The 14,290-nt window shown below is 64.5% G+C and carries 11 protein-coding genes; 6 read left to right on the top strand and 5 right to left on the bottom strand.

Annotated features, from left to right (window positions below; genetic code table 11):
• A partial coding sequence (locus QZ266_RS02235; RefSeq protein WP_295691297.1) for a hypothetical protein occupies positions 1-535 on the top strand: 535 nt, incomplete at its 5' end.
• A 91-nt stretch (positions 536-626) separates the two neighbouring features.
• Positions 627-1,403 (top strand): hypothetical protein, encoded by a 777-nt coding sequence (locus QZ266_RS02230; RefSeq protein ID WP_295691296.1) that lies wholly within the window; start codon positions 627-629, stop codon positions 1,401-1,403.
• Positions 1,404-1,413: 10 nt separating this feature from the next.
• Here QZ266_RS02230 and QZ266_RS02225 read toward each other — a convergent pair whose 3' ends face one another.
• Entirely contained in the window at positions 1,414-2,103 is a 690-nt protein-coding gene (locus QZ266_RS02225; protein WP_295691295.1) for an SOS response-associated peptidase, read from the bottom strand.
• Between the two features lie 112 nt (positions 2,104-2,215).
• Between QZ266_RS02225 and QZ266_RS02220 the strand changes: the two genes are divergently transcribed.
• The 4 genes from QZ266_RS02220 (at position 2,216) to QZ266_RS02205 (ending at position 8,590) form a co-directional block, all read left to right on the top strand.
• Entirely contained in the window at positions 2,216-3,289 is a 1,074-nt protein-coding gene (locus QZ266_RS02220; protein ID WP_295691293.1) for a hypothetical protein, read from the top strand.
• Complete coding sequence (locus QZ266_RS02215) at positions 3,201-4,862, top strand: hypothetical protein (protein ID WP_295691291.1); 1,662 nt, start codon at positions 3,201-3,203, stop codon at positions 4,860-4,862. Before QZ266_RS02220 ends, QZ266_RS02215 begins: the two co-directional genes overlap by 89 nt.
• A gap of 66 nt (positions 4,863-4,928) precedes the next feature.
• Complete coding sequence (locus tag QZ266_RS02210; protein WP_295691290.1) at positions 4,929-5,342, top strand: endonuclease domain-containing protein; 414 nt, start codon at positions 4,929-4,931, stop codon at positions 5,340-5,342.
• The gene (locus tag QZ266_RS02205; RefSeq protein ID WP_295691288.1) at positions 5,342-8,590 is read left to right on the top strand and encodes an error-prone DNA polymerase; all 3,249 of its coding nucleotides are present in this window, start codon (positions 5,342-5,344) and stop codon (positions 8,588-8,590) included. The genes QZ266_RS02210 and QZ266_RS02205 overlap by 1 nt, the downstream gene beginning before the upstream one ends.
• A gap of 273 nt (positions 8,591-8,863) precedes the next feature.
• Here QZ266_RS02205 and QZ266_RS02200 read toward each other — a convergent pair whose 3' ends face one another.
• The 4 genes from QZ266_RS02200 to QZ266_RS02185 form a co-directional block, all read right to left on the bottom strand.
• Positions 8,864-11,386 carry a hypothetical protein gene (locus QZ266_RS02200; RefSeq protein ID WP_295691287.1) on the bottom strand — a complete coding sequence of 841 codons (2,523 nt, stop codon included), beginning with the start codon at positions 11,384-11,386 and terminating at the stop codon, positions 8,864-8,866.
• A 91-nt stretch (positions 11,387-11,477) separates the two neighbouring features.
• A complete protein-coding gene (locus tag QZ266_RS02195; protein ID WP_295691285.1) occupies positions 11,478-12,248 on the bottom strand; it encodes a DUF1295 domain-containing protein in 771 nt (256 codons plus the stop codon).
• Between the two features lie 9 nt (positions 12,249-12,257).
• Positions 12,258-13,958, bottom strand: a complete 1,701-nt coding sequence (locus QZ266_RS02190) for a sodium:solute symporter family protein (RefSeq protein ID WP_295691283.1) — start codon at positions 13,956-13,958, stop codon at positions 12,258-12,260.
• Positions 13,955-14,278: a DUF4212 domain-containing protein gene (locus tag QZ266_RS02185; protein ID WP_295691282.1), complete on the bottom strand. Its 324-nt coding sequence runs from the start codon at positions 14,276-14,278 to the stop codon at positions 13,955-13,957. Before QZ266_RS02185 ends, QZ266_RS02190 begins: the two co-directional genes overlap by 4 nt.
• Positions 14,279-14,290 lie beyond the last annotated feature (12 nt).

Here is a 14,290-nt window from a genome sequence, read left to right as displayed (position 1 = left end):
TCGCACGGCCGAGACCGTGACCCAGTTAACAACCCGGATCGAGGCCGGCTCGGCCTTCGAAGCCATGCTGGTCCAGCCGCCCGAAGAGGTTGATCCGACCGACTTCTATATCGCCATGGTCAACGCCATAGGCACGCCAGTTCCCGCCGGCCGGTCAGCCACTTATGCCGAGTTGCTCGCCTCCGGTGAAATGCGCCTGATCCGGTCGGAAGCCCTGCGCTCGGCGCTGGTCGAATTTGACGAGCAGGTGCGACGCCAGGAACTGGCCTATGCCTCGCTGGCCCGCCTGATCACTGACAATGCCGGCATTCTGCTCGAAGCCAGCACCTGGACGGTCGCCGAGATCGACACGCTGCCGCCCCATCTCGCGGCCGCACCCGCAGACCTGCGCCGCTCACCCGACCTGCTTGTCGCCGCCCGCCTGACCATCCGCGCCAATCTCGCCAATCGCGTCTGGCATGAAGGTACGCTGGCGCGCGCACGGGATGTACTCGCCGCCCTGCCGGAAAGCGCTCGCGAGGCGAGCGCGCCATGATCCTCGCCCGTATCGCCCGCGCCCTGAAGGACCAGAACTGGCTGGCCGTTGGACATTCGTTGTCCGCTCGGGCGCAGCCCGATGATGCTGGATGAGGCGCCGCTTTCGCCGCAAGGTTGAACGGTCCGCGCCACTTCCCGTGCGCCATGCCTGGATGACGACCTGGATCATCATGCTGGCGGCCTTCTTCTGGTATTTGCTCCATCTGTTTTCGACCATCTCCTTTAGTTGTCGCGAGATCCATGACTGGTGGTTCGAACGCGAGATGATCGGCATGGCGACGCTGCAATGGACCAGCCTTTATGCGGTTACCCTGGCGTTGTGGTTCTGCGTCCTCATTGTCCGCCCCAAACGCGAACGCATCCCCTTATGGATCCGCTTTTTCCAGGGCAAGATGATCTTCTGGATGGTGGTAATCAGCGTCTTCCAGTGGGGCATGTTCCGCCCGCAATCCGACGAGTCCCGTGTCTATGACTGGTTCCAGGAAGAGGTCACGGGCTGGCCGGTGATGAATTGGTATTTCGGGGTCGAAGTGGCGGTCTCTGAGGAAATCCAGGATTCGATCTACGGCATGGAAATTGACTACGATGACCCGTTGTTCGACGAGGCCGAGGCCCTGCAGGCCGAATATGACCGAACTTTCCGGGCCATCATGATCCCCCGCTGGATGGGGATGTATGGCGGCGAGCTGGAATGCGAGGCGACGGCCCGGGTCGACAAGACCTGGGAGCGGGCCTTCACCGTCTATTACAAGCGCTGGCGCGAGGACCAACCGGTCGAAGTACCCACATGGTCAGTCTGGGACATGCCCATCGAGATTGACCCGGGGCCCGATCCGGAGCCCGGCCCGGTCCGCGCTACTCCCTGAATACACCCGCCTAGATCAGCCCGACCCGCTGCGGGCCATCACCCGGTTCGATCAGCCAGTCCTCGTCGATGCGGACATTGCCGACCGCCTTGTTGGCCTCGCGGATGACCATCGCGTCGGACGGCAATCCCTTGAGCAGGGTTTCGACCTCCAGATTGTCGGTATCGGTCCAGGCGTCAAAGTCTTCCGGGCCGAGAATGACCGGCATGCGGGTGTGGATCGTCGCCATGGCCGCGTTCGGCTGGGTGGTCAGGATGGTGAAGCTCTCGATCGTCTCGCCCTCGATTTCGACACGGTCCCACAGACCGGCAAAGCCGAACCAGTCCTGGTCTTTCACGGTGATGAAATGGGGTTTTTTGGCGCCTTTCGGGCCAGTCCATTCGTAAAAGCCGACGGCCGGGATGATGCAGCGGCGCTTCTGGAAGGGGACGCGAAAACTGGGGGCCGAGGCGGCCGTCTCCGACTTGGCGTTGAAGGTCGAGTATTTCATCGCTTTCAGCGGCTTCTGCCAGAAATAGGGGACCAGCCCCCAGCGCGCCATGACCGCTTCGGTGCGGCCATCCTCACGGCGGATGATCGGCGCCCGCTGGGTCGGCGCGATATTCCAGCGCGGTTCCATGTTGAGCGCGCCCTGCTGGAGTTTGAACGTCTCCTGCAGGATCCACCACTCAAGCTTTCCAAGGGCATAGCGTCCACACATGGCGGGGAGTCTAGCGCGTTTGGCCGGCCCTGCGAAAGCACCCGGATTCGCTGCTTGACTCTTTTTCCTCAGATGAGAACATAAGTAGAACATCAAGCGAGAGCCAAACCTGATGACTGTGCCGTCACGTCCTGACCGGCGGCAGCAGCTTGCCGAGCTGCGCCGTCAGATACGGGCCCTGGATATGAGCGAAAGCGGATCGCCTGAAACGTCGGGCAAACCGCCAATCGGACGGTCGGGAGAGACTGTGCGTGCGGGCGCCGGGCCTGCGGCCAATTCCGGTGCGGTGACGGACCCCGGTGTGGTGGCGAACCCCTGTGCGGTGACGGACCCCGGTGCGGTGACGGACCCCGGTGCGGTGGCAAACCACGGTGCGGTGGCAAACCCCGGGCCGGCCCGCTGCGGCGATGCGGCGCGCTGTGGTGATGATCCGCTCGAGCTGGCGCCGGGCCTGCACGAGATCTGTCCGGCCGGCTATCTCGACACGCCCGCCGCCCTGGCTTTCCAGGCGGGTCTCATGGCGACCCATCTGGGCGGTGCAGGGCAAGGCCATGGCGGGCGCGAGCAATTGGCGCAACGCCCGGTGCTCTGGGTCCGGCGCTCCATGGGCACCGGGCAGGATTTCGGTCGCCCCTACCCGCCGGCACTGGCGCAATGGGGGCTCGATCCGGCCCGGCTCATCCTGGTCGAGACGGGCAGCGAGACGGATACGCTGTGGACGCTGGAAGAGGGTTTGAAGACCGGCGCCGTGGTGATCGGCGAGACCGGGCCCTCGGCCCGCTATGACCTGACCGCCACGCGCCGGCTCGACCAGGCGGCGCGGCGGGCCGGAGCCCTGGCTCTGGTCCTGCGACCGCATGAGGGCCTTGCGCCCAGCGCCGCGCTCAGTCGCTGGCGTATCGCCGCCCGCCCGTCCCCGGCACGGGCCTGGATCGGCGCACGAGGGCTGCCGGGATTGGGAGAACCGCGGTTTCACGCCGCACTGGAACGGGTCAGGGGCGGCCCGCCACAGGAATACGAGATCGAGTGGAAACATGCGTCGTTTCATGTCCTTGAGCCTGCCCCGCTGGCCGACCGACCGGCATCGCCCGAGCGCAATGCCGAGCCCTATACCCGACCCGCCAGCCCGGCTCCGGCCGGTTTCGGCCCGGCCCTGGCCGGCCAACTCATCCGCCTCACCGGATAAGCCGGCCTCACCGGGGCCGTCAGGCAAGCTGGACAACACCGGGACGCCGACCCGGCAGTCCCCCTTCGCCCTTGTCCACTCCACGACGGGCGGCGAACGCCTCTATGCGCTCGATACCGACGCGGTCCGATGCGGCCTTCAGCCCGGCCAGGCGGTTTCCGATGCCAAGGCGCTCGAGCCGACCCTGCAACTGCGCCCGGCCGATCCGGCTGGCGATATCCGCCGCCTGGCCGCGCTGGCGCGAGGCTGTGGTCGCTGGTCGCCCTGGACCGCCCCCGATCCCGGCCAGCCCGGCGAGGACGGCATCCTGCTGGAAATCACCGGTTGCGCCCATTTATTCGGTGGCGAGGCGGCCTTGCTCACCGAAGCCCTGACCGCCCTGCGCCGCCAGGGCCACAAGGCCCATGGCGCCATCGCGCCGACGATCGGCCTGGCCTGGGGTCTGGCCCGTCACACCGCCCCCGACGCACCGGATGGCCAGGTCGTGGTCAAGGACATCGCTGCCCTCAACCCGCTGCCGGTCACCGCCCTGCGCATTGGCGAGACCGCCGCCACCCTGCGCCGTTTCGGGCTCAAACGGGTCGGCGATATCGCCAGCCTGCCGCGCGCCAGCCTGGTTCGCCGCTTCGGCCGCGCGCTGGTCGACCGGCTCGACCAGGCGACCGGCCGGGCCCGCGAAATCCTCAATCCGCTACAGCCGGTGACGCCCTTTCGCGCCCGCACCCGCTATGTCGATGCCCTCCTCCTGCTGGACGGGTTGAAACAGGGGGTGAAGGACACGGCCGAGGGTTTGTGCGAGGCGCTGGAAGCCGCCGGGCGCGGCGTCACCCGGCTCGACCTCCACCTCTTCCGCGTCGACGGCAAGACCCATCTCCTCACCCTGGGCACCGCCGCTCCGGCCCGCGAGGCCGGTCATCTCGCCCGCCTGTTCAACGAGAAGCTCGACCGGGCCGAGATCGATATCGGTTTCGGGATCGAAATGATCGAGCTGACTGCCCGCGCCACCCAGCGTCTGGGCGAACGCCAGGACGGGCTGGTCGATGATGGCCGGATCGACGAGACCGATCTGGCCCGCCTGACCGATCGCCTGGTCGTGCGCCTGGGTGAGGACAAGGTCCAGCGCGCCGCCCGCCGGGCCAGCCATCAGCCTGATCGCGCCGCCCTCTGGCGCCCGGCGCTGGCATCCCCGCCCGTCCCTTCTGCCTCACGCCGCTCCGCCATGCTGGCTGTCGCCGAGCCCGCACCGCAATCCACGCTCCTGCCACCGCCACAACGCCCCCTGCTCATCCTGGCCCGACCGGAACCGGCCGAAGCGGTCGCTGAAATCCCCGACGGCCCGCCGCGCAGCTTCATCTGGCGCCGGGTCCGTCATCAGGTCGACCGTGCTGAAGGCCCGGAACGCCTCGCCCCGGACTGGTGGCGGGAGGGTGTCTGGCAGACCGAACGCCCGGCCCGCACCCGCGATTATTTCCGCGTCGAAACCCGCGAAGGCCGCCGCTTCTGGCTCTATCGCGACGGCCTCTACGGCCTCGAAACCACCCGCCCCCAATGGTTCGTCCATGGCGCGTCATGACCCGCCCCTGCAAGGCGGGGGAGGTGTCGAGCGCAGCGAGACGGAGGGAAAAGAAAGGAGTCAGACATGCGAGAAGACCGCGAACGCGCCACCCGGCAAGCCCGCCACCTGCGCCGGAACATGACGATGAGCGAAGTCCGCCTCTGGCAGGGCCTGCGCGGACGCCGCCTCGACGGGTTCCGCTTTCGGCGCCAGCATCCGCTGGGACGCTATATCGTCGACTTTGCCTGCCTGTCGGCGCGGCTGGTTGTGGAGGTTGATGGCCCGCCCCATCTCAGCCCCGGGCAGGTCCTGTATGATGCGGCGCGGACGGACTGGCTGACCGACCAGGGCTGGACGCTTGTCCGCGTGTCCAATGAGGCCGTGTTTCAGGACTTTGACCGGGTTGTGGCTGATATTCGCCGCGCGCTGGCCGACACACCTCCATCGACCCGCCGCAAGGTGCCGGACCCAATCCCCCGCCTTGCGGAGGACGCGTAATGAGCCGTGAGTTTGCGGAATTGCTCACGGCCAGCAATTTCACCTTCCTCACCGGCGCCTCGCATCCTGACGAGATGGTGGCCCAGGCCCGGGCGCTGGGTCTGGCCGCCATCGGACTGGCTGATCGCAACAGTTTTGCCGGCATGGTCCGCGCTCACCTGGCCGCCAAGGATGCCGGTATCGCGCTGCTTCCCGGCACCCGTCTTGTCACCCGCTGCGGACTGGAAATCGCCGCCTATCCAACGGATCTGGCCGCCTGGGCCCGGCTGACCCGCCTGCTCACCGACGCCAATTTCGCGGCCAGCAAGGGCGATTGCGAATTGCACGCCGAGGCGGTCGCGAACGCCTCGACGGGCCAGCTTCTGCTGCTGATCCCGCCGCGCGAGCCGAGCCAGGATTGGCAGGACAGGGTCACGACCTTCCTGCCCGGGCTGAAAGGCGAGACCCATCTGGTCCTGACGCGCTGGTTTGATGGCCGCGACGGCGAACGCCTGCACCGGCTCAGCATGCTGGCGCAGGATTGGGGCCTGACCACGGTCGCCAGCACCGATGCCCGCTATCACGCGCCGGGCCGCAAACCCCTGGCCGATGTCGTCACCTGTATCCGCGAGCATGTCCGCATTGACGAGGCCGGCTTCCACCTCGCCGCCAATGCCGAACGCCACCTCAAACCCGCAGCCGAGATCTATCGCCTGTTTGACGGATATGAGGAGGCCGTCGCCCGCTCTGTCGCGATCGCCCGCCGCCTGACCTTCTCGCTGGACGAGCTGGTCTACAATTATCCCGATGAGGTGATCGGCAAGAATGAAACCCCGAACGAGACCCTGCGCCGTCTCGCCGCCGAAGGTCTGATGACCCGCTATCCCGGCGGCGCACCGGACAGGATCGCCGCGGCGGTCGCGCGCGAGCTGGATCTGATCGAAGGGCTCGACTACCCGTCCTATTTCCTCACCGTCCAGGACGTGATCCGCTTTGCCCGCTCCCGCGGAATCCTGTGCCAGGGGCGTGGCTCGGCGGCCAATTCGGCGGTCTGTTTCGCGATCGGCATCACCGAGGTCGATCCGGACCGGATTGATTTGCTGTTCGAACGTTTCGTCTCGGCCGAGCGCGGCGAGCCACCCGATATCGATGTCGATTTCGAGCACAATCGCCGCGAAGAGGTGATCCAGTATGTCTATGAGAAATACGGACGCCGCCGCGCCGCCATGACGGCGACGGTCAATTGCTATCGTCCGCGCGGCGCCATCCGCGAAGTCGGCAAGGTGTTCGGCCTGTCCGGCGATGTCATCTCCGCCCTGTCGAAAAGCCTGTGGGGCTGGTCGTCCGGCGAAATCCAGGAGAGCCGTATCCGCGACGAGCTGGGCCTGGATCCGGACAGCCCGGCCCTGGCCATGACGCTGCGCTATGCCCGCGAGCTGATGGGCTTTCCGCGACACCTGGCCCAGCATCCCGGCGGCTTCGTGATGACCCGGGCCCGACTCGACGAGATCGTGCCCCTGCACAATGCCGCCATGCCCGAACGCACCATGCTGGAATGGGACAAGGAGGATATCGACGCGCTCGGCCTGATGAAGGTCGATGTGCTGGGTCTGGGCATGCTGACCTGTGTCGCGCGCGCCTTCGACCTGCTGGCCACGCATCATGGCCGCCATCTGACCATGGCCAGCATCCCGGCCGAGGACCCGCGCGTCTATGACATGATCTGCAAGGCCGACACGGTTGGTGTTTTCCAGATCGAGAGCCGCGCCCAGATGACCATGCTGCCCCGGCTCAAACCGCGCAATTTCTATGATCTGGTGATCGAGGTCGCGATCGTCCGGCCCGGACCGATCCAGGGCGACATGGTCCATCCCTATCTGCGCCGGCGCCGCGGCGAGGAAGTCGTGGAATATCCCTCACGCGAACTGGAGGAGGTACTGGGCAAGACGCTCGGCGTGCCGCTCTTCCAGGAACAGGCGATGCGGATCGCCATTGTGGCCGCCGGTTTCACCCCGTCGGAGGCCGATCGGCTGCGCCGCTCCATGGCCGCCTTCCGACGCTCGGGCACAATCCATGAAATGGGCCAGAAACTCATGCATGGCATGATTGCCAATGGTTATGAGCCGGACTTTGCCGAGCGCTGTTTCAAACAGCTCGAAGGCTTCGGCGAATACGGCTTTCCCGAAAGCCATGCCGCCAGCTTCGCCCTCATCGTCTATGTCTCCTGCTGGCTGAAGCATTATTATCCCGACGTCTTCCTCGCCGCCCTCTTGAACAGCCAGCCCATGGGGTTTTACGCCCCGGCCCAGCTGGTGCGCGATGCCCGTGAACATGGCGTCGATGTGCGTCCGCCGGACATCAATCATTCCGACTGGGATTCCACGCTGGAAGAGACCGATATCCCGCGCCGCGACGGCACCGGCATGCGCTTTGCCGTGCGGCTGGGCCTGCGCCAGATCAAGGGCATGAAAGAGCCCGCCGCCGCCCGCCTGGTCGCCGCGCGCCAGGCCGAGGGATGTTTCGAAAGCCTGGCCGATCTCGCCCGCCGGGCCCGGCTGGACAAGGGCTCACTCGACCGGCTGGCCAATGCCGATGCGGTCGGCTCCCTGGACATGGACCGGCGCAAGGCGAGCTGGACCGCCCTGGCCGAGGCCGGCAAGCCGCTTCCCCTTTTCCAGCATGCCGACAGCTGGGGCGCCGAACACCCCGTCGCCCTGCCCGAACTGACCGGCGGCGAACAGGTCGCGCAGGATTACGCCACCCTGCGCCTGTCCCTGAAGGCTCACCCGCTGAGCTTCTTTCGCGGCGAGCTGGCCGAGACCGGCCATGTGCCCTGCGCCGCCCTCAGTGACATGCGCGATGGCCGCTGGGTCACCCTGGCCGGGCTGGTCCTCGTGCGCCAACGCCCCGGCTCGGCCTCGGGTGTGATCTTCGCCACGCTGGAGGACGAGACCGGCATCGCCAATATCATCGTCTGGCCAAGCTGTTTCGAGCGGCACCGCCGCATTGTCATGTCATCGAAACTGCTCGGCGTGACCGGCCGGGTCCAAAAGGAGGGCCGCGTCATTCATGTCGTCGCCAACCGCCTCACTGACCAGTCCTGGCGCCTCGCCGCGCTCGCTGACGGGGCTGATTTCGCTGAAGCCGTCGCCCATGCCGACGAAATCGCCCGCCCCAATGCCGACCCCCGAACCGTTGCCCTCTACCGCCGCGTCATGCAGGGCGAACGGCTGGAAGACATCTTGCCCAGGAGCCGGGATTTTCATTGAGGGGGGAGACCGGAGACAATCAGCGTCCCGCGCGGTTCATTCCGGGCGCAACCGCGCGCAATCATCCATTGATCCCTTGTCAGCCAGCAAGCCGCATCCGATTTTCCAGCTCAAGGGTGAAACCGCGCAGCGGCCGCTTTGCGGCCCTTGACCTGGAAAACCGGATACGGCGACATCTCGGCAAGTGATGAATGGCGGGGTGAGCGCCCGGCGAGCGCCTTCAACCAAGATCGAAACCCTCCTTATGCCGCAGAAATCGAGCACCCGTCCTGATCAGGTGATCCATGAACTCGTAACGGTCACCTCATAGGCGCCGACATCATCACGACGAATATAGAATTCTCCACCCGTCCATCCGGCGCTCCAGACAACATAAACCTGACTGCGGTCGCTGTTCGGCAGAATCGCCGAAAAGCCCAATGGATAGGTGATGCCATAATCGGGACTCATCCGGGCTTCAGCGTCGCCATCCAGCACAATCAGACGCTGATCACTGATCACCCCTGCAAACAGATCCGGATCACCCTTCAAGATCAATGTGGACCGGCTCGAAGGTGGCACCGAACGCCCCGCCAGAGCATTCCCGATGATCTGCTCAAGCCCGGCGCCCGGTTCATGAACCGGAACCCGGATGGCGGCCGCATCGTGGCCAAGGACTTCGCTGATCATGAGGCGGATCAGCTCGGCCTCGTGCACACGCGCCGGATCAAAGGGCGTGAGCGGCAATCCGTCGATACCATCATCAAGCCCGTCGCCATCAGTGTCGGGGTTCGTCATGTCCAGCCCGATCCGATGCTCAAAAACATCCGTTAGCCCGTCCTCATCCTGGTCCCGGGTCAGAACAGCGAGCCGCGCCGTGATGAAAAGACCGTCCTCCTCCCGTTTCAGCGCCAGGCCGATCGGCGGGAAGGTGATGCTGGCCGGGTCCAGTTGACGAACCACGACGGCCAGCTGAAGGCGGTCATCGACGATCATGGGCAGACTCGACCCAGGCAGGATGACGTAGGGGAACATCGGTTGCAGACCGAGATAGACCGGCTGCTGCCAATCGGTGCCACCCGGTTCACTCTGGACGTACCAATACCCGCCAGCTGAGACCTCACCCGTCGGGTCGAGTTCAGTGGAGGTGTAGATCAGGTCCCAGACCTCACCACGCGGTTCCAGCCGGGCAACCTGCCATTCACTAACCGGCAAGACGACCCCATCCGGGACTATTGCTGGCTCCGGGAACATGATTGCAGGTTCCGTGCTGACTCCCTCTGGCAGTGGCAATTCCTCGAAGACCGTGAGGCGAGGCGGCGGCACGACTTCCGTGTTTTCTTCGACAGTGGCCGGAGTTGGGGAGGACTCGGCAGTCGCTCGCAAAGCGAGAAAGCCGGGGATGTCCAGATCCAGTTCAACGTCCTGATTCCAGCCGCTGCCCGAGGCCGCATCAGCGCGAACCAGATGTGCAGCCAAGGCGTCGGTATCTTCGGCGCCCTCCAGCAGATCGACCGCAATATCACCAAAAACAAGGGGCGCGCTCGGGATCAGCCAGAGCCAGCCCGCCGTCGCTCGGGCCATACCGCGTTCGTCGGGACGCATGACATCGCGCGTCGGCCCACCCAGCACAAAGAGATTATAGCGCTCATTCGGCGAGAATTGCGGAGACATGGCCTCCCGCAACATGGCCCCAAGCGCCGCATCAGCGTGACTTGCAATCCGGGTCCGCCGGTTCCCGTAGCGCTGCGTTGACGCGTAGGCCTCGGCAATCGCCGCATCTTCTTCGCTAAAAACGGCGATATCATCCGCTTGCTCAAGCAAGTCAGCCGCCACATCCAGTCGCGCCTGATCGATCGCCGATGCTGCGAGCCAGACCATCAACTCATAGGTTTGCTGGCGTGACCTTTGCGATTCGGCTGCCCCTGATGGCGAATGGCTGGTCAGGGACCAGAGTTGCCGCTGCTCATCTGAACTCAAGGCGACAAACATGCCGAAGGCACGTTCATGCTGCCCGACACGGATCGCGCTACGCATGACAAGCGCCTTCAACACCAGACGTTCAGCGCGCCCGACAGCCCGCCCCGGCGCATGCTCCAACAACCAGGTCAGATAGGCAAATTGATCAACCTCACTGACATCGCCGGGCGGCCGCGTGAAAACAGACTGCAGGAATTCAAGATCAAGTGCGCCCTCATCCAGCGCGACCAGAATGCGAAAATCCTGAGTGTAGCTGTATTCGTCCCGAAGGAATTCCAGCGTCGAACCCGCTGACACCCAACTCGCGCTCATTCGCACCCAATTGAGCTTGAATGAGTGCTGTCGTCCAAAGGACGCAAAGAGCAAAGGCGCTTCTGACAGTACCGGAACCTGCTCCCAGAGCGCTGGCAAGACGCTATCCGCAGGCCAAGCGCAACCGAAATAGATATTGCCACAATCTCCCCGAAAACGACGTGTTTCGATCAGAAGCTCGACCGCCAATCCAGCCGCCTCGACAGAGATGTCGAGCTGGTCCGCAAATCGCCGGATGATCGCAGCTTCGCCCCCGCCACGCATGATGGCTTCCTGGAAGTAGAAGGCGAGATCAGTCGGCCCGTCTGCAACACGCGTCTCGTACGCATCCTCATTCTCCCGGCAGATTTGAGCCTCTTCCAGCGTCAGGTCGTCGGCATACAATCGGCATTCATAAAGCGCGCTCCCGGACCCGTTTGAGTCGCGCCAATACTCATCAAACCGTTCGGACCCTGACACCGATTGCGCCCAACCACTGCCCGCCGCGAAAACGGCTGTCGCTGCCGCAAGTAGAAACAAACGCATGAACACCCCCTCCAACTCCCGGCAGCAAGGATAAGCTGTCGATCCGGTCGAGAATACGGCGCAATTGAGATGAAGTCCGGGTCGAACCCCCTCACCCCCGCTTCGGCCACCACGGCACAAAGCCCGATGTCCGCGCGACATAATCCGCATAGCCGGGCCGGCTTTCGTGCAGGCCTTCTTCCAGCATTTTGGCGCCGGTCCAGCGGGTCAGGGTGAAGGTGAGGAAGAGCGGGCCGATGATTGTCCACCAGCCATCGCCATCGGCGACGGCGATCAGCCACAGCCCCCAGAACAGGACGGCATTGCCGAAATAGTTCGGATGGCGGGTATAGCGCCACAGACCCTTGTCCATGACCTGGCCCTTGGTGTCCGGATCGGCCTTGAAGGCGGCGAGCTGACGATCACCGATCACTTCGAAAGCAAGACCGACCACGAAGAGAACAATCCCGGCGATCGCGGCGGGCGCGGCATAGCTGGCGCCCTCCATGACCGCATGCTGGACCGGCAGGGCCGTCACCCAGAGAAGAACGCCCTGCAAGAGGAAGACCGCGACCAGCATGAAGATCGCTTCCTTGCCCGGCGGTGAGCGCTCCAGCAGTTTTTGATAGCGCTTGTCCGGCCCCTCATGCTGCCAGCGTGTGAAGAGATGATTGCCCAGGCGCAGGGACCAGATCGCCACCAGGACGACATACCAGGTCGAGCCGTCCGCACCGGCGAAGAGCAGCGAAGACAGCGCCAGCACGAGAAAGCCGAGCGGCCAGATCGCGTCGATATAGGACGGGTCCTTGCGGGGCACGCTGAACGGCCATGTCAGGACCATGACGCCAAGGATGACAGCGAGATTAAGGAGATAAGGGATCATGCCATGAACCTAGGGTGCGCGTATCCGTTCGACCAGCTCTCTCACCTCGGGGGGCGGCGCCGGCGTCAGCAGGGAGACCGTCACCGAGACGGCAAAACTGATGACCATGCCGATCGTGCCAAAGCCTTCCGGCGAGACACCGAGTATCCAGTGCTCCGCATTGTTCGGGACCCAGCCGAAAATCTTGTAGGTGAGAATATAGGCGCCGGTGACCCCCAGCCCCGTCACCATGCCGGCAATCGCGCCTTCCTTGCTCATGCGCTGCCAGAAAATGCCCAGCAGGATAGCGGGGAAGAAGCTGGCGGCCGCCAGTCCGAAGGCCAGCGCCACGACCGAGGCGACAAAGCCCGGCGGATAGATGCCGGCGAGGATGGCAATCAGCACCGCCCCCGTCGCCGATAACCGGGCGATCAGGAGTTCCTGCTTGTCGGTGATGGATTTGAACAGGACCTTGCGACACAAATCATGCGAAATCGAGGATGAGATCACCAGCAGGAGGCCGGCCGCGGTCGAGAGGGCTGCGGCGATCCCGCCGGAGACGACGAGGCCGATCACCCAGGCGGGCAGATTGGCAATCTCCGGATTGGCCAGCACGAAGATATCCCGATTGAGCGTGGTGACCTCATTGGCCTCGGGATCGGCACGATACTGGATACGGCCATCGCCATTGCGGTCCTCGAAGGCGAGGAGGCCGGTCGTCTCCCAGCGATGGAACCAGTCCGGTGTCTCGCTCTCGCCCTCGACCAGGGCGGTGGTCTCGGCGTCATAGACACTCTCATTCACCGTCTCGATGAAATTGGTCCGGGCGAAGACGGCAACCGCCGGCGCGGTGACGTAGAGGATGCCGATGAAGAGGAGCGCCCAGCCGGCCGATTTGCGGGCATCGGCGGCCTTGGGCACGGTGAAGAAGCGCACGATGACATGGGGAAGACCCGCGGTTCCCGCCATCAGTGCCAGGGTGATGGCAAAGACGTCGAAGGTCGATTTGGAACCGTCGGTATAGGGGGCGAATCCGAGCTCGGTCAGCATGCCATCCAGCTTCATGAGGAGCGGCATGCCATCGCTGGCATTGCCGATGAAGCCAAGCTGCGGGACCGGCGTGCCGGTCAGCTGCAGCGAGATGAAGATCGCCGGCGTCATGAAGGCGAAGATCAGCACACAATACTGGGCGACCTGGGTGTAGGTGATGCCCTTCATTCCGCCGAGCGTGGCATACATCAGGACCACCAGCCCGCCGATCACGACGCCGGCCTCGATCGGGATTTCCAGGAAGCGCGAGAAGGCGATACCGACGCCCTGCATCTGTCCGGCGATATAGGTGAAGGAGACGAAGATCGCACAGATCACCGCAACCACACGGGCCGTGTCGGAATAATAGCGGTCGCCGATGAAGTCCGGCACGGTGAATTTGCCAAACCGCCTCAGATAGGGCGCGAGCAGCAGGGCCAGAAGGACATATCCGCCGGTCCAGCCCATCAGGAAAACCGAACCGTCATAGCCGGAAAAGGCAATCAGGCCGGCCATGGACAGGAAGGAAGCGGCGCTCATCCAGTCCGCCGCCGTGGCCATGCCATTGAAGACCGGCGGCACATGGTGGCCGGCGACGTAGAATTCATCGGTCGAGCCGACCCGCGAAGCGATCGCGATACCGATATAAAGCGCGAAGGACGTGATGACGAAGAAGCCGGTCCAGAACAGGGTTGCCGTCATGACGCGTCCTCCTGGTCAGGCGCATCCGTCGCGGCGGCGGGCGTCATGTCATCACTGCCAAGCTGTTCGGCAAAGCGCGCCTCGAGCCGGTTCATGGCCCAGGCGTAGTAGAAGATCAGCACGATGAAAACGAGGATGGATCCCTGCTGGGCGAACCAGAAACCCAGCGGCGCGCCGCCCAGCGAGACCTGGTCCAGCCAGGGACGCAAAAGAATGCCGAAGCCGAAGGATACGGTAAACCAGATCGCGAGCAAAACGCCCATGAGGCCAAGATTGGCACGCCAATAGGCCTTGCGCGCGGATGACTTGTCTTGTGCCATGTGCTCCCCCAG

Origin of the sequence: uncultured Maricaulis sp. (assembly GCF_905480005.1) — a bacterium.
In the GTDB taxonomy this organism is placed as follows: Bacteria; Pseudomonadota; Alphaproteobacteria; order Caulobacterales; family Maricaulaceae; genus Maricaulis.
Note: the sequence above shows the minus strand (reverse complement) of the source record. Positions and strands in the feature narration are given on the sequence as shown.